This window comes from Methylosinus sp. KRF6 (assembly GCF_018887255.1).
Lineage (GTDB): Bacteria > Pseudomonadota > Alphaproteobacteria > Rhizobiales > Beijerinckiaceae > Methylosinus > Methylosinus sporium.
Genome location: NZ_JAHLJF010000001.1, coordinates 3,076,249 through 3,100,642 on the forward strand (window position 1 = coordinate 3,076,249; position 24,394 = coordinate 3,100,642).

Genomic DNA, 24,394 nt, shown 5'->3' on the forward strand with positions numbered 1-24,394 from the left:
GCCAAATGTGCGGAATTGCGGGAATTATTCGCCGAGGCGGCCATGATCGCGAGGATATGTCGCGAATGCTCGATTTGATGGGCCATCGAGGCCCGGATGGTCACGATCAGTGGCAGGAAGCGATTTTAGATGGTCCGAGGGTGACGCTCGGCCATCGTCGGCTCGCGATTATCGATCTTTCGCAGGCGGCGACGCAACCGATGGCGGATGTTTCCGGGCGCTATATTCTTACTTTCAATGGCGAAATCTATAATTATCTCGAACTGCGCGCCGAGCTCGTCCGCTCGGGCGCGCGGTTCCGAACCGATTCGGATAGCGAGGTCATTCTAGAGGCGTACAAGCAGTCGGGGAATGATTGCGTGTCGCGCTTCAACGGAATGTTCGCGTTCGCGATCTATGATCGCTTGCGCAAGCGGCTCTTCTGCGCACGAGACAGATATGGCGAAAAGCCTTTTCTGTTCTGCTCGAAGCCGTCGTTTTTCGCCTTTGCATCTGAATATAAGGCGCTGCTCGCTCAGGCGGAGGTGAGCGCGCGATATGACGAATTCCGTCTCATTCGCGCGGGATATAATCCGAGCACAGGGCTCGACGCCGACCGGCAGACGACATTCGACGATATCCAGCAGCTCAGGCCCGGCGAGGCGCTGGAGATCGACTGCCGCGACTTCACGCACCGGATTTGGCGCTACTACGAACCTCGCTTCGATCCATCCCGGTGGAATGGAAAGGAGGAAGACGCGTTTGCGGAATTCCGTGAGCTTCTCATCGATTCTGTTCGTCTGCGTTTGTGGAGCGACGTGACGGTAGGCTCGTGCCTCTCGGGCGGCCTCGACTCGAGCGCCATTGTCTGCATTGCGCGGCGTTTGCTCGGAGACGATGCGCCGTATGAAACGTTCACCGGCGTGTTTCCCGGGACCTACGCGGACGAAAAGCGCTTTGCGGACGAGGTCATCGCAAAGACGGGCGTCGGCAACCACGTTGTCGAGCCGACATGCGAACGCTTCATCGCCGAGCTTCCTCGCTTCGTGTGGCTGAACGAGCTGCCGGTCGGCACATCGAGTCAGTTCGCGCAATGGTGCGTGTTCGAGCTCGCCGCGCAACATGGCGTAACCGTTCTGCTCGACGGACAAGGATCGGATGAGCTTCTCGGCGGATATCCGAGCTATTACTCGCTTTATGTCGAGAGTCTCACGGAGATCGGCGATCACGCACGATTGGATGACGAAATCATTCGAATTGACGAGCGATATCCGTCCGCGCGCGATAAGCCGCTGCGCCGATTGCGCGACAGCCTGCCGTTTTCGTGGCGACATGCGTTTGCGAACCGAACCGGAACCGGTTCTAGCATTCTCTATGGGCTCTCCCCGGATGTCGCGGCGCAATCGCTGAAGCTCTCGGAGCGTGAGAGGCTCGCTGGCTTCAATCCTTTGTCCAGCGCGCTCGCGGAAGATAGTTTTGGCCGCTTTCTCACGACGCTGCTTCGTTACGGAGACCGCAATTCAATGGCGCATTCGCGCGAAGTGAGGCTTCCTTTCTGCGATCATCGTCTCGCAGATCTCGCGCTTTCTCTTCCTCCCCATTTGTTGATGGGCGAAATTCAAACGAAGCGCCTGCTTCGCGAGAGTATGCGTGGAATTCTGCCCGAGCCGATCAGAACGCGTTGGGCCAAGCGGGGCTTTCTGCCTCCGCAGGAGCTCTGGTTCAAATCTGCGCGAATGCGAGCGATCGTCCGCGACACATTGTCGTCGTCGAGCTTTCGCGAGTCGCCCTATTGGACGGCGTCATGGTGGAACAGTCTGCTCGACAGAATCGACAGAGGCGACTGGGCGCTCGGATGGACGGCTTGGCAACCATTCATGATCGAATCCTGGAAGCGCCATTTTGTGGCCGAGGCGACGCATCGGACCGCCGCCTTGGAAAAGGTCGCTTCATGAAAGCGCTCCTGGTGAACAGTCAGCATCCCGACGCTTCTCATATAGGCGCTGTTCGAGCGGCGCGCTTCGCAGCCGGCCTCGCGCATCGCGGCCATAAGGTCGTTTTGCTGACTCCGGTCTTCGACCGCGACCAGAGCGCGAATTGGCGACATTTCGAGAAGGAGCTGCTTCTAAGGCGTGATTGGAGCGAGCCGATGCTCGTGACCCATCCTATGCCTATCGATGGCGCGACGCCGCGTAAGGGACGTCGAGCTGGCGCGGTCATACGCAAAGCGACGACGGCGACAGCGCTGGTTTTCGGAAATGGAACCGCGGCCGCGAGGGTGGCGGCGTCGCGTCCGGTATGGCGGCCACTGATCGAAGGCTTTCGCCCGGACATCGTGTGGTCCACCTTCGGCGATACCAGCAATCTGATCGCCGCGCGATCGATCGCCCGTTTGGCCGATGCGCCGTGGATCATGGACCTGAAAGACAATTGGGAAGCTTTTGTTCCATGCGGGCTGCGTCGGATCGTAGCGTGGCGATTTCGCGACGCCTCTCGCGTGACCAGCAACGCCGACTATCACGCGCGATCGGCGGTGCGCTGGCATCGACGCCCGATCACGACGATTTATAGCGGCGTCGCGCCGGAAATGATCGCCTCAGGCGACCGCGGCGGAACCGAAAAATTTCGTATCACTCTGGTGGGTGGCACCAGAGGTTCGCCCGACTTGCCGCGTCTTCTCTCCAACTTGCAGCAGTGGATCGAGCGGCGACCGAACGACGAGCGAGCGAAAATCATGTTCTGCTATGCAGGAGGATCCGCAGATGAAGTGACGGCGGCGGTGCGCGACGCGCGCCTCACTTGCGCGATCGACATCCAGAAATATCTGTCTTTGACCGACCTCGGCCGCTTTTGCCAGGAAGCGGCGCTGAACTGCTATCTCTGGGACAAAACGACATTTCATCACAAGCTTCTCGAGCTCCTCGCCTGTCGGCGTCCTGTCGTCGCCTATCCAGGCGAGCATGAGGAATCTGTCGCGCTCGCCCGGATGGTCGGCGGCTCGCTGTGTCTCTGCGCGGACTCGATCGATGTCGCTGCGGCGCTCGACGACGCATGGAAATCATGGGCTGGCGCCCCTCGGCGCTCTGTCTCGATCGAGGTCGACGCATTTTCGTGGGACATGATGACAGCGAGGCTCGAGACGCTCATGCTCGAAGCGATCGATGAGCGATCGATGGTTCCCTCACGCGGCGATCGGGTCGAACGGCGTCGCCACGAACGAGTCGAGTTTTTCTGAGATGCAAGGCGAAGCCCTTTTAACGAGGTCCGTGTGCCGCGTCGCGGGAGCCTTGCCGCGAAATGTGAGCCTCGACGGAATGCGCGGCGTAGCGGCGCTGTTCGTGGTCTTGTCTCATGTGGTCGCCGGCTTCGCGCCTTCGGTATATTTCGGCGGCAGGGCCGACGAAGACGCATGGTGGTGGACGGTATTTTCTGTCACGCCGGGTTTCTTCGTCATAAATGGCGCGTTCCATGTTCACCTATTTTTCGTTCTGAGCGCCTATGTCATCGCCGGCTCGAGCGATGGCGCCAGGACGCCGCTCCTCTCGCAATGCGCAGCGCGTATCGTTCGTCTATCGTTTCCCTGCGCTGCTGCGATATTGCTGACCTATATGCTCTTCAAGCTCGACGCCATGTATATGGCGAAAGCTTCCGAGATCGTCGGTCACCCGTGGATCGAGAGGCAATATTCCGATCCGAACATAAGCTGGTCCCACGCGCTCGCCGAGGCTCTCGGTACGTATTACCTTACCGGCGGATCGATTCTGGTGCCCGTATTATGGACGATGCAACGGGAACTCATCGGATCGATAGGAATATATATCATCTTCAAGTCGGCGTCGGCCGCCTCCACGCGGCTCATGGCCTATGTCGCGATTGCCGCGCTATGCGTTGTGGCGAGGCTGGAGCCACAAAATTATCTCTGCTTCGTCGCCGGCGCCGCAATGTACGATCTCGGCGTCGTGAAGCGAAGGCCACCGAGACAGCTCGTCGTCGCGGCCATCGCGCTCGGGATCTTTCTCGGCGGCAAACCGCTCTCTGCGCCGAGCCTGAGCTCGATTTATTTCCCGTTGGTCCACTTCGCCGATGGAATGCATGTCACGGGTCTCATATACCCGCTCGGCGCGATGTTGCTGCTGTTCGGCGCTCTGACATCGCCGACGATGCAGAATATTCTCAGCGGAAGGTCGGGGGCATTTCTGGGGAAAATCAGCTTCTCGCTTTATTTGGTGCATTTTCCGCTGCTCGGATCCGTTCAAGCCGCGGGATTCGTATATTTCGGATATACGTCATCGATAGCTTTGGCTTGCGTCACGCTGGTCTATATTTGCGTCGTGCTGGCCGTCTCGACGGCGTTCTACGCATTGGTGGAGCGACCGACGCTCGGACTGCTCCGCTCGATCAAGCGCGCGCACAGGCCGCAATTGGCGACATGAAGCGCGGAGCTGTGTGGCGAGGGTCTCTCGCTGCTCGTCGTGCGTTGCGCCGTTCGAAGTCATCGGGACATGCCGGCGCTATCGGTCCATCGGAATGGACAGCGGATGGTTGTCCTTCGCAGCGAAATGGAGGGGCCCAAATGTTGCGACAGGTCATCAAGCTCGCGCGGAGATCCGGGCCGGCGCGGATCGTCCTCGACCGTTTGATCGCCGAAAGGCGGTTCCGTCGAGATCGGGGCCAGCTACGAGAATGGACGAGCGCGGACGAGCGTCTCGCGGGCTTCTATGCGGATTTCGTGGCGCCGGGCGATATCGTTTTCGATGTCGGAGCCAATATCGGCAATCGAGCGAAGATATTCGCCCATCTCGGCGCCGAGGTGATCGCCTTCGAGCCGCAGCCTTATTGCATTTCTGTGCTCGAGGCCGGCTTCGCCGAACATGAGAATGTGACGATCGTCCGCGACGCGCTGGGCGCGGCGCCGGGCTCCGCCGAAATGTTCATTAGCGATTCGAGCACGATTTCGTCTCTCTCGACCGCGTGGATCGACGCTGTGAAAAAAAGCGGTCGATTCGGCGACAAGGATTGGGACGTTCGGACCCGAATCAATATCGTCACGATGGATCATGCGCGCGTAAAATACGGCGAACCGAGCTTCGTCAAAATCGATGTCGAAGGATTCGAGGTGGAGGTCCTGAAAGGGCTGTCGGCGCCTGTTCCGGCATTGTCGTTCGAATTCACGCCGGAGTGCCTCGAGCAGGCGAGCGAATGCATCGACCGCATAGCTCGGCTGGGGCCTTATCGATTCAATTTCTCGCAAGGAGAGTCATTGGCGTTGAAATATGCGGATTGGGTGGAAGCCGAGGTCATGCGCCAGATGTTGAGCGAGGCCGATGCGGCCGATTGGGGCGATGTGTACGCTCGATCGGCTCAGCCGAAGTCGTGACCTTTGTCGGCGCGCCGAGGCTCGAAGCGCCGTTTCGATCCTGCGAACGTGATGTGGCTCCATCAAAACTCGGATGTGCAAAACCCTGCGGCTCAACGGCGATCAGGCGAGAGCGCCGAGCGCTTTCAGCGCATTGGTCCAGCGCGCTTCATATGTATGGTCCCGTAGCGCGCGCTGGTGGCCGCGCGCTCGGATCGCCGCTGCATGTTCGGGATCGGCGAGGAGGGCGCGGATGATCTTCGCGCAATCCGCCTCATTCCTATAGGTCAGGATTTCACGGCCGATGTCGTAAACGAGCGCCAGCTCGGGATTGTGTTGCGTGAGATAGAGTCCGCCGCTCATCGGCGTCTCGAAATCGCGCCCTTTGAGATTGACGAGCTTACGCGAATGGCCGATGCCGCCAAAGCCGAGATTGATCCGGCTTTTCGAATAGATCTCGGCCATCGCCTCATTCGTCACCGCGCCGTTCGGCCAGCCTTGGCCATAACAGGCGACATCGATTCCGAGCGCTTTCAGTCGTTCGATGAAGCGAGGCCGCCATCCATAGCGCGCGCCGATGAAGGAGACGTCGTGCACGAAAGGAATGTCGTGCGGAAAGTGTAAGCGTGGCGACGCCGCCTCGGGATGAAACATGGCCAGTCCTCCGTGGACGGCGTATCTGGAAATCGCTTCGGGATCGCTGGTGAGATTGAGGTCGACAGCCTCGGCTATCGCCGCTGTGGTCGAATAGCGTCCGCCGATGATCGCGCCTGGAAAGTGCAACTTGTCGTCGAAGCAGAAGTTGCAGACGATGGCGCCCGTAGCGGTCATTTCGCGGATCGTTTCAGGCGACACAGTCAGCCCGGAGAAATATCCTACCACGACATCCACGGGGCGACGTCGATTCGCCGTGCGAAACGAAGCGAGCATCATCGCGTTCATGTCGTCTCTGTGGTCGAGCCAATCGGAGCGTTCTTCGGCGAAGCCATGGCTGCGCCATTCGAATGAGGCGACTTCGCCGAAGGGTGACAATGCTTCCGGCAGCACGGCTTCCCAATTCCAAGAGGCGTAGCCGAGAAAAATGTGCAGTCCTCCCTTCGGCTTCGGCCAGCCGAGCCGCGATGCGCGCTCGTGAAGGCGAAGACGCAATGCGGTGACTCGTTCGGCCCCATGCAGAGGCCGGACGCCGCGCTTGCGAGCTTCTACGACGTAGCGGCGATAGGTCCTCGCCGCCTCTTGTTCGGTCAACGCCGCTTTCAGAGCGGCGTTCGCTTCGGCGAAAAAGGGAATTTGCTTCATCTCGGCGCGCCAGTCGGTCATTCGGCCTTCTCCCGAACAGAAGTCTGCCGCCGGGCGCCTTTTGGTTCCGTCGGCCAATCGATCACGGGCGCGGCGCTCGCGCGCGGCCGCGGCGCTTCTGCGTTCGGCGTTGCGATAGATATTGGCCGCGTCGGCGGCGCCTTCGCCGATTTGCGTCGGCTGGGGCCATCGTCGGAGTGATCGCGCTGTCTATTGGCCGCGACCAATGGCGGATCGATCATCAAGGCGCAGGCCAGCGCGAATATCGTCGTCATCGTTGCGGTGCGGAGCGGATAATCCACTAAGGAATGCAGCAGGAGAAGCGCGACGGCAAGGGTCGCGGCGCGGGCATATGGCTCTTCGAGCGCCAGCCGCGAGGCCGAGGGGCCGCGCCAAATGCGCCAGCTGCTCCGCGCCCACCAGCCGACAAATGCGGCGGCGACGCCGACGCCGATGACGCCACTCTCGAGAAATAGCTCCAAAAGATCATTATGCGCGTGGTTGACATAGGCGTTGACGACAGCGTCCTCTGGACGTTCGAATCCCGCATAGACGGGAACGAATGTGCCGATGCCGGCGCCGAAGGGAAAAAATGTTCGCGCTGCATCCATCGCGCGAATTGCGATCGCCCAACGCGTCTCGTCGAACATGCCGGCGTCGAAGCGATCGAGAACACGATAGAGAGCGAAAGGGGCGGGGAGGATTGCGCCGACTGTGATCGCCCCGAGAAGCAGACGATTGCTCGACCCATTCGCCTGTATATCTCGCCGCTTTGCGTAAGCGATGGCGATCGCGCCGATCAGCGCGAGCAGAGTGAGGGCGATGCCGGCGCGCGATCGCGCCATTGCCTGCCCCGAGAGAAGAATGACGATCAATGTGGCGGCGGCGGTCGCGGCGACGAAGGACGTCATTTCGAAGCGATGTTTGGAATCGGCGGGCGCGGCTTTCGAGGCGGTCTCGGCTAGCCAGGTCGAGGCGAAGAGGATCGCGCAATAGAGAAAGGCGGAGAAGTGGTTTCGGTTCGCGAAGAAGCCGACCGCTTCCGTTGGATTTGTGTAGTTGAAGAAGCGAAGTGGACTGTCCTCGCCCTGCGCCACTTGCAGGAGACCGAGGAACACGCTGACCGCGCTCATGGGCAGAATCAGAAGGGCAAGATGTCGACGCTGCTCGCCTTCGAGACAGGACGCCGCGATAAATACGCTCAATGGCGCAATCATCGTAAGGAGGCTCGCGAGCGTGAGAAGCGGATCGACGCTCATCGGCATCCAGGGAAGATCGCGTTGGATCGATTGGATCGACTCGATGATCGGCTGTCTGTGCGGCAACATGGTCCACAGTGCGGGCGGGAGCGGCAGCAGCTGCATCGAAAGCAAGAGGGCCGAGGCGGCGCAGAGGATGAAGATCGAGCGGGGCCGACGATCGGCGGGAATGTCGCGCCAGCGCCATAGGCCGCATAAGAGCAGCGGAAGGGCGAGCAGCTCGAGAATGGCGTCGGAGACCATGCCGCTTCTCGTTCCGCCCCCGAGCAGAAAGCTCGCAATGACGGTGAATGCCGTGAGAACGAACAAGAACGACCTCGTAAATGAATGAGCGAGCAGGATCGACAATGGGGCGAGTCTAACAAGGCTGCGAAATGCAGTAAATGGCGTTCGGCGCGGTCCATCGAAGAGGCCTGTGGCGTTTCTCGCGGTTTGGAAGCGCATCTTCACAATTCGCGCAAATATACGTACGCGTTTTCACCGAGCATTATGGAGACATGTCACAAAAATACCGATGTCGATGCACAAAAAAATATGTGATCCGGTCGTTTTGCGCGAGACGAGGCGTTCGGAAGAATGCAAAAATGTTGACATTGATCGGCAGCGTCCGACGCCGATGCGCTGCTTCGTTCATTTTTCATTTTGGTGTCGATACGACGATGATCGATCTTCACAGTCACATGCTTCCCGGCATCGACGACGGCGCGGCGGATCTTCGGATATCGCTCGCTATGGCGCGCATGGCCGTGGCGGACGGGGTGGAGGTGCAGGCTTGCACGCCGCACATTCTTCCCGGCCTCTATCACAATACCGGTCCGCAGATACGCGCCGCTACCAGAGAGCTCCAGCGGCGTCTGGATGAAAACGACATTCCGCTGCGGCTGATCACGGGCGCGGACGTTCATTTGGCGCCCGATCTCGCCGAGGGGCTGCGGTCCGGGCGCATTCTGTCTTTGGCCGACACGCGCTACGTGCTGGTGGAGCCGCCGCATCACGTCGCGCCTCTCAGGCTCGTCGATTTTTTTTTCAACGTTCTCCTCGCCGGCTATGTGCCCATCCTCACTCACCCGGAGCGGCTGTCCTGGATCGACACGCATTCCGCCGCGATCGAGCAATTGTTTCACGGCGGGGTGTGGATGCAGATCACTGCCGGGTCGCTCATCGGCGCTTTCGGCCGTGGTCCGCGCTATTGGGCGGAGCGAATGCTCGACGAGGGGCGCGTTCACATTCTCGCATCGGACGCGCATGGGATCGGGCGGCGGCGGCCCAATCTCGGACAGGGGCGCGACGCGGTCGCAAAGCGTCTCGGCGACGAGGCGGCCATCGACATGGTGCTCACGCGGCCTCTGGGAATCCTCGAGAATTTGCCGCCGTCGCATATGCCGGCGCCGGGACCGGGAGGCTGCGGTGGCTTCAGACGCGACGAGACGTCCTTGCGCTCGAGGAAACAATACGGTGGCGGTAATGCGAATAAAGTCGACGCTTATCAGGATGGCGATGCTGGCGGCTGGCGCGATGTCATTGGCCGGGTGCGAGCAATCTTTCAATGACGACGCGCGCGGCGCGATAGCGCTTTCCAGCGGCGCCGCGAGCGAGCCGGCGCCAGAGGAAACGAAGCAATTGGCGAGCTCGGTCGGATCTTTCATCGCCGCCGCGACGCCCGGCAATACGGCGTATAAGATCGGCGCGCAGGATGTGCTCGAAGTGGTGGTGTTCAAGGTGCCGGAGCTCACGCGCAATGTGCAGGTCGCCGACACGGGAACCGTGAATTTGCCGCTCCTCGGCGAGGTGCCGGCGTCCGGAAAAACGGCGCAAGAGCTAGAGCGTGATCTTTCCGCGCGGCTCGGGGCGACCTATCTGAGATCGCCTCAAGTGTCCGTCTATGTCCGCGAGTTCAACAGTCAGCGCGTGACGATCGAGGGCGCGGTCAAGAGGCCGGGGATCTACCCGCTTCGGGGCAAGAATTCTCTCATTCAGCTGATCGCTATGGCGGAAGGGCTCGATCGCGATACGGCGTCGGAAAATGTGATGGTGTTTCGCACCCATGACGGGCAGCGCATGGCCGCCTCTTTCAGTCTCGACGATATTCGGGAAGGAAGAGCCGATGATCCGGCTGTGCAGAATGGAGACGTGGTCGTCGTGCCGACATCGGCGACCAAGGTCGTGCTTTCGTCCTTCTTGAAGGTGACCCCTGCGCTCGCCGCGTTTCGTCCCACCGCCTGGTAGCGCGGGCTTGCTTTTTTCGTCTCGAATTTCGGAGTCGGACGGCATGAACGACAAAGCGATGAGCATAGAAGAAGCCGGAAAGCTCGTGCCCAAGAGCTCGGCCGCGCCCGCGCCTTATGGCGAGGCGGACTCGGGCGGATATTCGGCTCGTTCGGCCTTTGGCTCCGACTCCGCGAGCTTCCACGAAATCTGGCGCATTCTGCGAAAGCACAAGTGGAGAGTGCTGGCGATCGTCGCGGCTTTCGGCGCCATAGGGCTTTTGCGGACCTTGATGATGACGCCGCTCTACACGTCGACGACGAGAGTGCAGATCGATCGCAATGTCGCGAAAGTCGTCGAAAGCGGCAACATCGCCCCGGTCGATAGCTTCGATCTGGAGTTCTTGCGAACGCAATACGAGCTCTTGCAAGGAATGGCCGTCGCCGAGCGCGCCGCGTCGAATCTGTCGCTCGGGGAAGACGCGGGATTTCTGAACCAGGGCGGGGACGGCGCTTTCGGGGCCATCCGCAGATTGTTGTCCTTTGGTTCTCGTCCGGGAAATTCGGCGGACAAGGGCGCGAAAGAGCGAGCGGCGGCCGGCGTCGTGCTTTCGAACCGAACGATCAAGCCGCTGAGCGGGTCTCGGCTGGTGGATATCTCCTACACGGATTCCAATCCGGCGAGGGCGCAGAAGATCGCCGCGGGATTCGCGCAGGCTTTCATCGATTTGAACCTCGACAAGCGCTTTCAGGTCAACGCCTACGCAAAATCGTTTCTCGAGGATCAGATCAAGCAATTGCAGAGCCGTCTGCAGGATTCCGAGAAGGCGCTGGTCGATTTCGGCGCGAAAGAGCAGATCATCACGACAAATGAGAAATCGTCGATCGCCGACAATAATCTCGCGGCGGGAAATGTGGCGCTCGGCGCGCTGGTGGCGGAGCGGATCAGGAACGAGCAATTGTATAGGCAGGTGGAGCAGGTGCAGGCGATCAATCTGCCCCAGTTCTTGTCCAACAAGGTGATCGAAGGATTGCGAGACAAGCGCAATTCATTGGTCACCGAGTATCAGGAGAAGCTGGAGACGTTCCGGCCGAGCTATCCTGGGATGGTCCAGATCAACAATAAGATCAAGGAAATCGACCATCAGATCGGCATGGAGGTCAAGGCGATCAAAGACGCGCTGAAAGGCGCTTACGAGGCTTCGCTCAGCCAGGAGTCAGAGATGAAGGAACGGATCGAGGCGCTCCGCGGAGAGGTGCTCGATCTGCAAAAGCGAAGCATTCGCTACAATATTCTGAAGCGCGAGGTCGACACCAATCGCTCGCTGTACGAGAACCTGCTACAGCGCTATAAGGAGGTGGATGTGGCCAGCGGAGCGGGCGCGAACAATGTGTTCGTGGTCGAGACCGCCGCGTTACCGGGAAGCCCGTCATCGCCGCTGATGACGCGCAATCTCATTTTGTCCTTGCTTCTGGGCGCGCTCGCGGCGGGAGCCGCTGTGTTCGTGCTGGAGCGCTTCGACGACACGATCGGCTCGGCGGAGGAGCTCGAGAGCGTGACCGGGCTCGTGACCCTGGGCTTGATCCCGCTGGTCGAAGGGGATGGCATCGAACGTGAGCTGGCGGAGCTTCGTTCGGGCGTGAACGAAGCCTATCGCTCGCTGTGCACCTCTCTGCATTTTGCGACGGAGAGCGGACTTCCGAAGAGCTTGCTGGTCACCAGCTCCGCCATGTCGGAGGGCAAGTCGACGACGGCGCTGGCGATCGCTCGGCATTTCGCCGCTTTGGGGCTGAAGGTTCTCATCATCGACGCCGATATGCGGCGTCCGTCTCTGCATCTGAAGCTCGGTCTCGACAATGGGATGGGGTTGAGCAATTATTTGACGGGAGCATGTTCGCCGCCCAATGCGATGCAGAACACCGCGACAGACAATCTCGTCTTCATGTCGTCTGGTCCGATCCCGCCGAGCCCGGCAGATTTGTTGGCGAGCTCGCGTTTCATGACGCTGTTGTCGGTGGGCGCCGAAGTATTCGATTTCATTGTCGTCGATGGTCCGCCGGTGTTGGGGCTCGCGGATGCGCAATTGCTGGCGAATGGCGCAGCGGCGACGGCCTTCGTCATACGTTCGGGCGGGACGCGCAAGGCGCAGCTACGCGATTCGCTGAAGCGGTTGCGATCCGCGCGCGCGAATGTGATCGGCGGCGTGCTGACGCGGCACGACTCCAAAAATGCGGGATATGGATATGGTTATGGATACGGATATGGATATGGCGAGAACGACCAGCCTTCGCGAATATCCGGCTCCGAGCGTCACGCCGAACTCGCGGAGGAACGAAAGAGCGCATGACGACGGAGCTTTCCGCTGTGCGAGTGGCGCTCGATCTTTTGTATGCGCCGTCTCGCGTGCGTATCGCGAAATCTCGTCCATTGCCGGCTCGCGTGGCGTTTCTGCTGCGGGTCGCTGCGAGAGACGCCGAGGCGGAGGACGAGGCGGCGCGAGCGAGCGAGAGATCGCGCGAGGCCGTCCATGCGGCGGCGCTGTTCTTCATCGAGCAGGTCCTGTTCGATGCGGAGTCGGACAGCTACCGCATCCTCGGCGTCGATCGTTCGGCGTCGATGGTCGAGCTGAGGCGCAATATGGCGTTGCTGCTGCGCGTTTATCATCCCGATGTCGAGCGTGACGCCGATCGGGCGTCATCCGTCGCCAAAGTCACGCAGGCCTGGGACAATCTCAAAACGCCGGAGCGTCGCATCCGCTACGACGAAACGCATCCGCCGATCGAATTGGGGATGTCGAAGACGAGCGCTTCCCGCTCGAAAATCGGATCGAAGTCGGAGAGCAAGGGCAGAATCGGCTGGGAGAGACGTTCGGCGGGGCGCCGAGAGACGCGTGACCCGGCCGAGAAATTCATCCGCCTGCTGCACGCGATATTGGTTCTTTTTGGCCTCGGCAGAAGGCGCGTGCGGCGGCGTTCGTGAGCGGTGTTCGATATGAGGCGCATTGTCGGGCTCGATTCCGTCTTCGAGCGGCGGCCGTTGCGGGTCGTTGCGCTCGGCGCCTTGGGCGCGGCGCTCGCCTGGGCGATCGTGACGACGAATATCATGCCGCATGTGGCCGAGCGTGCGCCCGGCGTCGCGCTCTTGCTGGCGTCCGACAATCCGAACGTCGTGTTCGGCGTCGTCGACCGCAAGATCAATCCCGACAGCGCGGCCGAGAGCGCCGCGATCGTGGCGCCGCCGGCGATGTCCCGGTCGGCGCGTGACCGTCTGCGTCGCCGCGCGCAGAGCGCGCTTCTTCGATCGCCGCTCGACGCGAGAGGGCTACGCATATTGGGCCAGCTCGCGCCGGAAGAGTCGGCGGCCGCGGACTTCATGGAGCTGGCGGCGCGTCATTCGCTCAACGAGTATCGCGCGCATCATTGGCTGCTGCAAAAGCGCTTGTCGGAAGGCCGATATGCCGAGGCGCTGCTTTCGGCCGACATCGTGCTGCGCACGCGACCGCAGCTCATGCCGTTTATCGCGCCTTATCTCGAGCGTATGGCGGAGGATCGAACGGCGTCCATCGCGCTCGAACGAATGCTGGCGCGAAATCCGCCATGGCGCGAGCGCTTTCTGACGCATCTTCCGTCGATCGTCTCCGATGTGCGCGCGCCTTTGCGGCTGATGCTGGCGCTGAAAAACACGGCCCATCCAGCCGGCGCGGAAAGTCAGCGGCGCTATTTCGAGTTTCTGTTCGAGCGTCGCGTCTATGATTTCGCCTATTACGCCTGGCGGCAATTGCTGCCGCCGGAGCGCGCGCAGAACGAGGCGACGCTCTACAACGGCGACTTCGCTTTTCCGCCGAGCGGCTCGCCATTCGACTGGCTGCTGCGTTCGGGAGCCGGCGCGCGGATCGACATCGCGTCGGCCTCCGAAGATTCGCGCGCGCTGCGCATCGATTACGGGCCGGGGCGCGTCGCGCCGCATGTCGCCATGCAATTCATCAAGCTCCCGGCGGGCGCTTATCGAATGGCCGGGCGGTATCGCGGCGAGATCGCCGGCCGCCGCGGGCCGCGCTGGCGCGTGGCCTGTGTGAACGCCAACGGGTCGATCGGCGAGAGCGAAATGGGCATGGGCCGGATTCGCGACTGGCGACATTTCGAATTCGAGTTCATCGTGCCGGACAAAGATTGCGCGATGCAATCGGCGCGATTGGAGCTCGACGCGCGCTCGCCGTCGGAATGGATCGTCGCCGGCGAGATTTCCTATGCCGATTTGAAGATCGAGCCGATCGGCGAGGGTGCGCCATCGGCGACTGTCGGCGGCCCCTCGGGCGCTCAGTAGAGCTTTTCGGCTCCGACATCTCGCGCGCCGGCGTCTTCCGCGCCGCTTTCGGACTCCGCGGCGCCTGCGAGGAACAGCCAGCCGAGAAGAGCCAGCGCGGCCCAGATCGCGATAATCGGACAGCCGGCGGCGAATAGGAGCGCCGACGGTGAGCCGAGCGCAGCGAGGGCGAACACGGTGAGGGCGCGCGACATCGGCGTCGGCCGCCTTCTCGCGAGCGACATTCGCGCTATCGTCGTCGCGGCGTTCCGGTCGATCTCGTCGGTGAGCGACATGTCATTCTCCTGCCGCGCGGGGTCGGCGACAGCCGGAATAACTTCGGACGAGCTTCGAGGTTGCGCCGTCGCCGATTTTTTCTCTTCTTCGCCGGGATGGCCGGGCGCAAAAAAACGCCCGAGAGGCGTCTCCCGGGCGTTGTCGAATCGACGAGACCGAAAGGCGCGCGAGGTCGCTCGCGCGCCTGAGTCGCGGTCTGATTACGGGCTCACGCCGCCAATGGCGATGAACGGCAAAGAAGAATTATTGTTGTTGCTCGAGAGCGCGAGGCCCGCGGCGATGCCGCCGCCCGCGAGCAACAGCGCGCCGCCGGCCCACAGAGGATCGATGCCGTCATGCGCCGTCGCTTGCGAACGTCCTTCGTAATGGGGCGCGCAGGCGATCTGTTGTCCTTGGCCGTCATAGCACGCGGCCGTGGCCACAGGGGCGGCGCCGACAGCCGACGTCGAAGCGGCGATCAGCGTTCCGGATACGAGCAGAGTGAACAATTTCTTCATGTCGGTCTCCATCATTTGAAAATCTTTTGCGCCTCGCGATTCGAAGGGGGAAGCGATAAGAATCCCAGGAGAATTTGGTATCCGACAGGCCTCGGTCCGTCAATCTAGGGTTTAGTGCGGAGAACGGCGGGCGTCGCAGGGCGGAGCAAAAACGGTTTCCAAAATCTGTTCACGTCGTCGCTGCGCGATTGGCGTCGGCGACGCGCGGATCGCCGCCTATCGCCGCAGCAGCCGCTCGAAATATTCCAGCTCTTCGGCCGGGCGCTCTGGTTGGCCGAGGCGGCGGCGGAGCTCCTCCTGCACGCGGCGCGCGCGCACGGCCGGCGGCAGGCCCAGAGGGTCGCGCAGGCCGGCGTCACCGCCGGGCTGGCGGCGGCCGGTCGGACGGCCGAGCGGATCGGCGCCGTCGCCGGGGCGCATTCCCGCGCGGCGGCCGGCGCGGCCGGACTGGCCCTCGCCCTCTTCTCCTTCGCCCTGCATTCGCGAGGCGAGTTGATCCGCGCCGCGGCGCAGCGCCTGCAGCGCGCGTCCTTGGGCGTCGACTGCGCGGCCCGCGCCCTCGCCGCCGGGGCCGAGCGCCTTTTCGGCCTCCTTCATCGCCTTCTCGGCGTCGGAGAGATCGGGCGAGGCTTCTCCCGCGCGGCGCAGCCGGTCCTGCTCGCGCTCCAGCCGGTCGCGCAGCGCCTTTTGCCGTGCGCGCGCGTCATCGGAGGCGGAAGACTGGCCCTTGCCGCCGCGCCGCGGCTCGCCGCCGCCCTGCTGGCCGCGATTGGTCTCGTCGCGCAATTGCTGCTCCTCGCGCGTGAGCTTGTCGAGCTCGTCGAGCGCGCGCGACATCTCTCGTGCGCGGGGGTCGGAACGGCCCGCCTGCACGGGGCTCAGATTTTCGAGCACGTCCTGAAGCTCGTCGAGCAGGCGTTGCGCCTCGGCGAAATCGCCGGCGCGCTCGGCCTTTTCGATTTCGCGCATCATGGCGTCGAGATCGTCTTCCGTCAGCGCGCGCCGATCGCCCTGCTGCGGCGCGGCGCGCTCGGCGCTCTTGCCGGTCTTCTGGCCGAGTCCGCTCAGAAATTTCTCCATGGCGGCGCGCATGTCCTGCGTCAGCTTGGCGATCTCCTCCTCGCTCGCGCCGCGGGCCAGCGCCTCGCGCAGATCTTTCTGCGCGGCGCGAAGATCGCGCTCGGCCTGCGAGACGTCGCCCTCCTCGAGCGAGAGCGCCATCGCCCAGAGCAGATCGGCGACCTCGCGCAGATCGGCGTCGTCGCGCGCCGCCTCCAGACGCGCCTTGGCCGCGTTCAGCCCCAGGAAAATGGAGGCGGGCGTCTCGAACAGCTCCGAGCCGAGCGACAGGGCCCCGATCGCCGTCGAAACGCGCGCATGATGATCGGGGTCGAGCGCCAGATTGCGGCGCTGCTCGGCGAGCGCGCGGGCGAATGGCTTGCCGAAGCGGCGCTCGGGCAGAGTGACGTCGAGCGGCGCCGAGAAGCCCTCATTGCCGCCCTCGTCACGGGCGATCAGCGTCAGCGCGACGCGCGCGCCGGCCCAGGGATGGTCGGAGAAGTCGAGCGTCGCCTTGGTCTCGCCGAGGCCGCCGCGGGTCGGCGGCACGGGCAGAGGGAGGCGCGGCGGCGGATAGAGCGATCGGCTCGGTCGCGTCGTGGCCGGGAGAGCGGCCGCCGCCTCGCCGGAGACGACGCCATAATCATCGTCGATGCGAAAGCCGAGCGTCATCGTGCCGCGCGAATTATTGCGCGGCGGCTCGGTGATCTCGATCGTCGGCGGCCGGTCCGGGATGACGAGGATGCGGAACTCGCCGGCGCCGCGCAGCGCCAGCGCGGCCTCGCCCTCGAGCTTGAACCGCTCCTCCGACTCGCCGCCCGGCTGCTTCTGCTTGCCGCCCTCTATGGGCGCGAGCGCGCCTCGCGTCGTAGCGGCGCCGCGCGCGCCGAGGCTGCGCACGACGAGCGTCGAATGCACGGGAACCGAGACTTGCGCCCAGGGTCCTTCGGCGCGCTGCGGCAGCACGATGGGTGGACGACCCGTATAGGCGGGCGGCTCGAACCAGGCGTCCACGCGAGCGGCGGAGCCGGAGGCGGAGCCGCTCGCCCAATCGAAGGCGGAGAGCAGCCGCGCCTCGCGATCCGGCCCGGCGACGAATGCCGCGGCCAGGGCGGCGACCAGCGCGGCGGCGCGCAGAGCGAATGGGTCGCGTTGCGGCAGGCCGGGGTCCGGCGGCGCCACTTCGATCGCCGCGAGCTTGCGCTCGAGCCGGCTGCGATGCAGCGCCCAAAGCGCGCGTGTCGCCGGATCGGCGCCGCCGGCGAGCGTGTCCCCGAGCGAGGCCGCCGGCCGATGCTGCGCGCCCGGCGCGGCGTCCAGCCGCGCCAGCGCCTCGCTTCGCCGGGGCGTCGCGGCCGACAGCCCGCGGCCGACGATCCACAGCGCGGCAAGAGCAAAGCCGCCGACGCCGAGCGCCCGCGCGGTCGCGCCGATCTCCAGCCACAGGCCCGAAAACGAGACCGCGAGAAAAAAGAGCGCAAGCGTGGCGAGCCCGGCGGCGACGCGCGCCAGCCGCTCGACGGCGATGGCCGCGAGCGAGCGTCGCACCAAAAGCTCCAGCGCCGGCGAAGCCTCGCTTTCGTCCTCGCTCGGTCTTTTGCGCCAGAAGGTCATTTTCGGTTCCTCGCCGGGCATGTAGCGCGCGAGCGCTCGCGCGCCCGGTCTCGTCTTTGGGCGCCGAGTCTACGCTCTTTCGGCAATTTGCGAAAATCTTGCGGCGAAATCGCGTCAGAAGGCCAGAGCGCCGGCGGCCGCCGCGCCGAGCAGGCAGAGATCGTGGAGCGCCAGAGCCGTGCGCGACGGCGGTCCTTTCTCGTGCAGCAGGCGCAGCGCCCCGATATTGGCGAGCGACCAGGCGACGCCGACCACCGCCATCGCCGCCGCGAGAAGCGCGGGCGAGGTCGAGAGCCGGAGCGAGGCGAAAGCCCCGGCCAGCAGGACGAGCCCGGCGACGAGGCTCGCGAGCGGCGGAAAGCGCGCGGGAAAGCGCGCCGCCAGAGCGGCCGGGCCATACATTGCGAGGAGATGCCACGCCATCGCCCCGCCGATGAGGCTCTGAGCGGCTCCGCACAGAGCGAGCGACAGCGGGCCGTGCAGCATCGCCGCCGCCATGATCGCCCAAGCCGCCGCGCCGGCGAGCGTCGCCAGAGCGAAATGCGTCGCCGAGCGGAAGGACGCGCCATCGACAGCGGCGGGGCTCGAAACCGACGCGTTCACCTCTGAGAAACCATGCGGAAGACGCAGCGCCAGAAGGAGCGCGGCGAGCTGAAGCAGCGCCGCGCAGAGCAGGCTCGCCGCTCCTCCTCCCGCGAGCTCCGAAGCGTGGACGACGAGCGGCGCGGCCAGAGCGGCGAGCGCGCCGCCCGCCAGCACGCGCAGGCCGCCGAGCGCCGAGGCCGCGATATGGCGATAGAAAAGCCCGAAACCTTGCGCGAGGCCGAGCCATAGCGCGCCGAGACAGAGCGCCGGAAAATGTCCGTGCGTCATGCCGAAAGCCGTGAGCAATCCGCCGCCGACGCCGAGGCTCGCGCCGAGCGCGAAGGCCGCCCGGCGTCCGAAGCCGTCGACGAGCGCCGCCGCCGGAAAGGACGCGAGCGCCGCGCCGATGAGCAGCAGCGCCAGCGGCCAGCCGATCTGCTCCGCGCGCGGCGCGATGAGCAACGCCGCCTGCGGCAATTGCGCGAGCGCGAGCGCTTGCGCCAGAACGGCGAGGCCGAAGCCGAGCGCGAGACGCCGCGTCGAGGACGCATCCGTATTTTCGTCGATGCGCGGGCAGAGGCAGAGCGTCTCGCTCGGCCGCGCGATCAGCGGATCGAAGCTCATCGTCCATCCTCGACATCGTCGTCCGAGAGCGCGCGCGCCGCGGCGCCTTCGAGATCCTCATATTGACCCGCATTCAGCGACCACACGAATGCCGCGAGGCCGAGCGCGCCGAGCAGCAGAGCCAGCGGAACGAGAAAGAGAAGGACATTCATGCGACGATTCCCTCTTTTTCTTCGATGCGACGCCCGTCTCGCGATTCGTCCCCGGCGCGCCCGCTCCCGTTCGGGCCATCCGTCCGCGGCGACCGCGCCCTCGCTCCCTCCAATTCACGCACAGCGCTCACGCGGCCGGCGCGCGAGGCGTTGAGCGTGACGATGAGCGAAGAGCTCGACATTGCGAGGGCCGCGATGAGCGGCGTCAGCAGGCCCGCCATTGCGAGCGGCGCCGCCACAGCATTGTAGAGAAGCGAGAGCGCGAGATTCTGCCGCATCAGCGCGCGTGCGCGCCGCGCCGCGTCGACCGTCGTCACGATGGGCGCGAGCTCTTCGCCGAGGAAGACGGCGTCGGCGGCGGCCTGCGCGATCTGCGCCGCGTCGATCGGCGACAGCGACACATGTGCGGCGGCGAGCGCCGGCGCGTCATTGACGCCGTCGCCGATCATCAGAACCTTGCGCCCCTGCGCCCGCAGCGCCTCCAGTCGCGCGACCTTATCGGCGGGCTTCATCGCGCCGCGCCATTCCGCGACATCGAGCGCGCGCGCCGCCGCCTCCACCGGCGCCGTGCGGTCGCCGGACAAGATGATAATGCGCAGGCCGCGGCGCGTGAGCGCATCGATGGTGTCTCGCGCGTCGCGCCGCAATGTCTGCCGCACGACGAGCGCCGCGCTGCGCTCGCCGTGACGAAAAGCGATCACCGAGGACTCGTCGCGCGCCGCCGCGGCGCAATCGCGCTCGACCCCGCAAAAGCATGGATCGCCGAGGCGCGCCTCGATTCCGTCGACTATGGCGACGACGCCTGCGCCTTGCTCTTCGCGCGCGCCCTCGAGCGGAACGGCGCGGGGATATTCGCGCGCCACTGCGCGCGCGAGCGGATGGCGGCTCGAATGCGCGAGGCGCGCGGCGAGCATCAGCAGCTCGGGCTCGATCTCTTGCGCATTGGCGACACGAGGCTCCGGCGTCGTCAGCGTGCCGGTCTTGTCGAAGACGACAGTGTCGATCTCGGCGAGACGCTCCAGCGCATCGGCCGAATTGAGCAGCACGCCGGCGCGAAACAGCGCGCCGCTCGCCGCCACTTGCACCGCGGGGACGGCGAGCGCCAGCGCGCAAGGACAGGTGACGATGAGCACGGCGATCGCCGTCGTCAGCGCATCATGCAGCGAGGCGCCGGCGAGGAGCCATGCGAGCGCCGTGCAGAGCGCGGCGAGATGCACCAGCGGCGCGTAGAGGCGCGCGACGCGATCGGCGAGCCGCCTATAGCGCGAGCGCGCCGCTGTCGCCTTGTCCAGCAGGCGCTCGATCTCGTCGATGAGCGAGTCGCCGGTCGCCGCCTGCACGCAAATCGTCAGCGCCCCGTCGAAATTCATCGCTCCCGCATAGACCGTGTCGCCGGCGCCGACCGAACGGCGTCGCGTCTCTCCGGTGACGAGGCTCTCGTCGAGACGGGAGTCCCCCGATAAGACGACGCCATCGGCGGGAATGCGCTCGCCGGGGCGGACGAGCGCGTGATCGCCCGGCGCCAGCGCCGCGAGCGGAACATAGGATTGCGCGCCATCCGCGCCGAGGCGGCAAGCGGCCGGCGCGCGCAGAGCCGCGAGATTGGCGGCCACGGCGCGGGTCTTGCGGCGCATCGCGCAATCGAGATAACGCGCCAGCAGCAGAAAAGCGAGCAGCATTGTCGCCGAATCGAAATAGGCGTGCGGCGCGTGGGTGAGCGTCTCATAGACCGACATTGCGAGCGACAGCAGCACGCCGAGCGAGATGGGAACATCTATATTCAGACGATGCGCGCGCAGCGCGGCGAAGGCGCTCGCGAAGAATGGCTGGCCAGCGAAGGCCGCCGCCGGCAGAGCGATGAGCGCGGAGACGCCATGGAAGAAATCGCGCGTCGTCGCATCCATATCGCCGCCGAGCCAGACGGCTTCCGACAGCATCATCACATTCACCGAGGCGAAAGCGGCGACGGCGAGGCAGCGCAGCAGGCGCCGCGAGGTCTCGCGCTCGGCGCGCTCGCCGCTCTCGCGCTCGAAGGGCCGCGCGCGATAGCCCATGCGGCGCAGCCTTTCCGACACGGCGGCGAAGTCGAAATTCGGCGCCGCCCATTCCAGCGAGAGGCGGCGATCGGCGTAATTCACGCGCGCCGCGGTGAGATCGGGAATGGCCTTCAGCGCCGCTTCGATCTCGAAAATGCAGGCGGCGCAGGTCATGCCGTCCAGCGCCAGCTCCAGGCGGCGCGCGCCATCCGGGCCATGCGTCGCGAGAGTGGAGAAATCGACGTCCATCGTCATGGCGCGAGCTCAATCGATGCGGATGCGGCTCTTGGAGCGGAACATTTCACGGCCCTCGCGCGTCGCGATCAGCACGAGATCGCGCCAGCCCGATTCGATGACGATCGGCGCCTCATAGCGCCCGGGCGCGGCCTCGGCGAGATCGACGGCGACATCCTTGCGGCCATCGACGGGCGCGCGAATCTCCGCGGCGAGCTTCAGCCCGGTCAGCGCGCCATTGTCGTCGCGCAGCGTGACGGAAACGAGATTCTCCCATGCGCCGCGACGCAGGATCGTCGCCTCCACTTTCCAGCCGCGCGCGCTCTGCGCATGTGCGCCGGCGATGTCGAGATTATAGGCGAGGCCTTTCTCATAGGCTCGGCTGGTCTCCTCGCCGCGGAAGGTGGAGACGGCGAAGTAGATCATCGCGGCGTCGACTGCGGCGACGACGCCGAAAAACGAAACGAGCAGCAAGAGAACTTGCCGACCGCCGAGGCGGCGCTGCGGCGCCGCGCGCATCAGATTGGTCTGCGACATGGCTTTCTCCTCACGGGGTCACGAACACGTCTCGAATGGAGACCGCGGCGTCGCTCTCCACATCTTTCGAGATGAAGAGGATCGGCGTCTGTCCCTTGGTCTTGCGCGCGCCGCGCCATGTGACGAGCACGCGCGTCTCGCGTGTCTGATCGGCGCCGACGCCGACGATCATGCGGCCTTCGGCGTCGGGCTCGACGCCGACGATCTCCACCTCGGCGCCTTCGACGCCGCTCGTCTCCAGCAGAAAGCGGCGCGGCTCGGCGCTCATATTGGCGAAGCGGATCGTATAGGCGTTGCGAACGGCGCCGTCTTTCAGCGTCACGGCGAGCGGATTGCGATCATGCAGCACGGAAAGGCGCGAATCGTCGCGCGTCGCCAGCTTCACGGACATGAGCGCGCCGATCGCGACGATGAGCGCCGCATAGATGAGCGTGCGGGCGCGCAGGGGCTTGTAGAGAGGCGCCTCGCCCTTGCGGCGGCGCTCGCAATTCATCTGCGTGTCATAGGCGATGAGGCTCTGGGAGCGGCCGATCTTCGCCATCACGCTGTCGCAGGCGTCTATGCACAATCCGCATTGCACGCAGCCGAGCGAAGCGCCTTTGCGAATGTCGACGCCGGTCGGGCAGACGGCGACGCATTGGCCGCAATCGACGCAATCGCCGACCGGCGCGCCAGCGGCGCGCAGCGCGGTCGCCTGCTTCAGCGACATGCGCGGCTCGCCGCGATCATAGCGATAGGCGACATTCAGCGCATATTCGTCGGTGAGCGCGGCCTGTATGCGCGGCCAGGGACACATATAGAGGCACACCTGCTCGCGCATATGGCCGGCGAGCATGTAAGTGGTGAAGGTGAGAATGCCGATCCAAATATAGGCTTCCGAAATTCCCGGCTGGAAGGTCGCGAGCTCATAGACGAGCGTCGGCGCATCGGCGAAATAGAGCACCCAGGCGCCGCCGGTCCACCAGGCGATCAATAGCCATAGCGCATGTTTGGCGATCTTCTCGCGCCATATCTTCGCGCTGCGCGGGCCGGCGTCCTTGCGGGCGCGCTCGCGCGCATCGCCCTCTATCCAACGCTCGGCGGAGAGATAGAGATCGGTCCACACGGTTTGAGGGCAGAGATAGCCGCACCATATGCGCCCGGCGAGCGCATTCATCAGGAAGAGGATCAGCGCTGCGAGGATCAGGAGGCCGGTGAGATAATAGACCTCCTGCGGCCATATCTCGATGAAGAAGAAATAGAAACGCCGATGCGGAAAATCGACGAGCACGGCTTGGGATGGCGCATCGGGGCCGCGATCCCATCGCACGAAAGGCAGCAGATAGTAGACCGCCAGAGTGAAGGCCAGCAGCCCCCATTTGATGCGGCGGAACTTTCCGTCGACCTCTTTCGGATAGATGGCTTTGCGCGGCGCATAGAGCGAGCCGCTCTTGGCCTTGCCCATATCGGCGCTCGTCATTTTCCGCTCCCTCACTCGCCGCCGCCGAGCGTATGCACATAAATGGCGAGCGCCTTGATCGTCGGCTCGTCGAGGCGATCCTTCCAGGCCGGCATCACGCCGCCGCCGCCATTGGCGATGCGGCTCGCGATCGTCTCCTTGTCCGATCCGAACAGCCACAGCGCGTCGGTGAGATTGGGCGCGCCCATGTCGCGATTGCCTTTGCCGTCGACGCCATGACAGACGGAGCAATTGTCGTCGAAGAGCTTGGCGCCCTGCGCCGTCGCCATGCCGCCGGGTAGCTTCGCCATTGCGCGGAGCTGATCGGCGACGAGGGAGATTTGCTTTGCGTCGAGCAGTCCGTCGCCGCCGAAGGCGGGCATGGTCTCGCTGCGCGTCTCCTTATCGGCGTCCCAGCGCACGCCATGCTCTATGGTGCGGCGAATGTCGGAGAGCTTGCCGCCCCACAGCCAATCATCGTCATTGAGATTGGGATAGCCCTTCGCGCCCTGCGCGCCGGCGCCGTGGCAGCCGGCGCAATTATTGGCGAAGGCCGCCGCGCCCAATGCGCGCACGGCGCTCAGCAATTGCGGCCGCGCCTCTATCTCTTCCAGCGGGGCGTTGGCGAGCCGCTCGAGCACGGGCCCGCGAATCTCGTTCAGCTGTTCCATGTCGCGCGCGACGGAAGCGCGCGAATGCCAGCCGATGAGGCCCTGCGTGCCGCCTTCGAGCGTCGGCAGCGCCGGATAGGCGAGAAAATAGCCGATCGACCAGAGGATCGTCGCATAGAAGGTGACGACCCACCAACGCGGCAGCGGCGTGTCGAGCTCCTCTATGCCGTCCCATTCATGGCCGGTCGTCGTGGTCTTGGTGTGCGGATCGATGCGGACCGCCTCGCTGTGAGCTTCTCGCGTCGACATG

Annotated in this window: 20 protein-coding genes; 9 read left to right on the top strand and 11 right to left on the bottom strand. The window is 64.3% G+C overall.

Annotated elements, in window-relative coordinates; all coding sequences use genetic code 11:
- Nucleotides 1–5: 5 nt before the first annotated feature.
- From asnB to KP010_RS14640, 4 genes are all read left to right on the top strand, one after another.
- Nucleotides 6–1,934, top strand: coding sequence for an asparagine synthase (glutamine-hydrolyzing) (gene asnB / locus KP010_RS14625; RefSeq protein ID WP_185966411.1), 1,929 nt, complete (start codon nucleotides 6–8; stop codon nucleotides 1,932–1,934).
- A complete protein-coding gene (locus tag KP010_RS14630) occupies nucleotides 1,931–3,214 on the top strand; it encodes a hypothetical protein (protein WP_185966412.1) in 1,284 nt (427 codons plus the stop codon). The genes asnB and KP010_RS14630 overlap by 4 nt, the downstream gene beginning before the upstream one ends.
- 52 nt (nucleotides 3,215–3,266) lie before the next feature.
- Entirely contained in the window at nucleotides 3,267–4,412 is a 1,146-nt protein-coding gene (locus KP010_RS14635; RefSeq protein ID WP_216281004.1) for an acyltransferase, read from the top strand.
- 140 nt (nucleotides 4,413–4,552) lie between these two features.
- Nucleotides 4,553–5,356, top strand: coding sequence for an FkbM family methyltransferase (locus KP010_RS14640; protein ID WP_166140907.1), 804 nt, complete (start codon nucleotides 4,553–4,555; stop codon nucleotides 5,354–5,356).
- A 102-nt stretch (nucleotides 5,357–5,458) separates the two neighbouring features.
- Here the strand turns inward: KP010_RS14640 and KP010_RS14645 are convergent, their stop codons facing one another.
- Both KP010_RS14645 and KP010_RS14650 read right to left on the bottom strand, forming a co-directional pair.
- On the bottom strand, nucleotides 5,459–6,655 hold the full coding sequence (locus KP010_RS14645; RefSeq protein WP_142861912.1) for a glycosyltransferase: 1,197 nt from the start codon (nucleotides 6,653–6,655) through the stop codon (nucleotides 5,459–5,461).
- Entirely contained in the window at nucleotides 6,652–8,202 is a 1,551-nt protein-coding gene (locus KP010_RS14650) for an O-antigen ligase (protein WP_185966414.1), read from the bottom strand. Before KP010_RS14650 ends, KP010_RS14645 begins: the two co-directional genes overlap by 4 nt.
- A 350-nt stretch (nucleotides 8,203–8,552) precedes the next feature.
- Between KP010_RS14650 and KP010_RS14655 the strand changes: the two genes are divergently transcribed.
- From KP010_RS14655 to KP010_RS14675, 5 genes are all read left to right on the top strand, one after another.
- Nucleotides 8,553–9,443 carry a tyrosine-protein phosphatase gene (locus tag KP010_RS14655; protein WP_108916089.1) on the top strand — a complete coding sequence of 297 codons (891 nt, stop codon included), beginning with the start codon at nucleotides 8,553–8,555 and terminating at the stop codon, nucleotides 9,441–9,443.
- Between the two features lie 70 nt (nucleotides 9,444–9,513).
- Nucleotides 9,514–10,119, top strand: a complete 606-nt coding sequence (locus KP010_RS14660) for a polysaccharide biosynthesis/export family protein (protein ID WP_244594583.1) — start codon at nucleotides 9,514–9,516, stop codon at nucleotides 10,117–10,119.
- Nucleotides 10,120–10,162: 43 nt separating this feature from the next.
- Complete coding sequence (locus KP010_RS14665) at nucleotides 10,163–12,445, top strand: polysaccharide biosynthesis tyrosine autokinase (RefSeq protein ID WP_142861914.1); 2,283 nt, start codon at nucleotides 10,163–10,165, stop codon at nucleotides 12,443–12,445.
- Complete coding sequence (locus KP010_RS14670) at nucleotides 12,442–13,077, top strand: DnaJ domain-containing protein (protein WP_142861915.1); 636 nt, start codon at nucleotides 12,442–12,444, stop codon at nucleotides 13,075–13,077. The genes KP010_RS14665 and KP010_RS14670 overlap by 4 nt, the downstream gene beginning before the upstream one ends.
- A gap of 12 nt (nucleotides 13,078–13,089) precedes the next feature.
- Nucleotides 13,090–14,421, top strand: coding sequence for a hypothetical protein (locus KP010_RS14675; protein WP_142861916.1), 1,332 nt, complete (start codon nucleotides 13,090–13,092; stop codon nucleotides 14,419–14,421).
- Here KP010_RS14675 and KP010_RS14680 read toward each other — a convergent pair.
- The 9 genes from KP010_RS14680 to ccoP form a co-directional block, all read right to left on the bottom strand.
- Nucleotides 14,415–14,696: a hypothetical protein gene (locus tag KP010_RS14680; protein WP_142861917.1), complete on the bottom strand. Its 282-nt coding sequence runs from the start codon at nucleotides 14,694–14,696 to the stop codon at nucleotides 14,415–14,417. The two genes, KP010_RS14675 and KP010_RS14680, sit on opposite strands and share 7 nt — an antisense overlap.
- Before the next feature lie 201 nt (nucleotides 14,697–14,897).
- Nucleotides 14,898–15,209 carry a hypothetical protein gene (locus KP010_RS14685; RefSeq protein WP_185966416.1) on the bottom strand — a complete coding sequence of 104 codons (312 nt, stop codon included), beginning with the start codon at nucleotides 15,207–15,209 and terminating at the stop codon, nucleotides 14,898–14,900.
- 201 nt (nucleotides 15,210–15,410) lie between these two features.
- Nucleotides 15,411–17,867: a TIGR02302 family protein gene (locus KP010_RS14690; RefSeq protein ID WP_142861919.1), complete on the bottom strand. Its 2,457-nt coding sequence runs from the start codon at nucleotides 17,865–17,867 to the stop codon at nucleotides 15,411–15,413.
- Nucleotides 17,868–17,981: 114 nt separating this feature from the next.
- Nucleotides 17,982–19,076, bottom strand: coding sequence for a hypothetical protein (locus tag KP010_RS14695; protein WP_216281006.1), 1,095 nt, complete (start codon nucleotides 19,074–19,076; stop codon nucleotides 17,982–17,984).
- Complete coding sequence (ccoS, locus tag KP010_RS14700; RefSeq protein ID WP_108916080.1) at nucleotides 19,073–19,228, bottom strand: cbb3-type cytochrome oxidase assembly protein CcoS; 156 nt, start codon at nucleotides 19,226–19,228, stop codon at nucleotides 19,073–19,075. Before ccoS ends, KP010_RS14695 begins: the two co-directional genes overlap by 4 nt.
- On the bottom strand, nucleotides 19,225–21,519 hold the full coding sequence (locus tag KP010_RS14705) for a heavy metal translocating P-type ATPase (RefSeq protein ID WP_142861921.1): 2,295 nt from the start codon (nucleotides 21,517–21,519) through the stop codon (nucleotides 19,225–19,227). The genes ccoS and KP010_RS14705 overlap by 4 nt, the downstream gene beginning before the upstream one ends.
- A 9-nt stretch (nucleotides 21,520–21,528) precedes the next feature.
- A complete protein-coding gene (locus KP010_RS14710) occupies nucleotides 21,529–22,035 on the bottom strand; it encodes a FixH family protein (protein WP_142861922.1) in 507 nt (168 codons plus the stop codon).
- Nucleotides 22,036–22,045: 10 nt separating this feature from the next.
- Nucleotides 22,046–23,494 (bottom strand): cytochrome c oxidase accessory protein CcoG, encoded by a 1,449-nt coding sequence (gene ccoG / locus KP010_RS14715; protein WP_142861923.1) that lies wholly within the window; start codon nucleotides 23,492–23,494, stop codon nucleotides 22,046–22,048.
- An 11-nt stretch (nucleotides 23,495–23,505) separates the two neighbouring features.
- Complete coding sequence (ccoP, locus tag KP010_RS14720) at nucleotides 23,506–24,393, bottom strand: cytochrome-c oxidase, cbb3-type subunit III (RefSeq protein WP_216281008.1); 888 nt, start codon at nucleotides 24,391–24,393, stop codon at nucleotides 23,506–23,508.
- Nucleotide 24,394 lies beyond the last annotated feature (1 nt).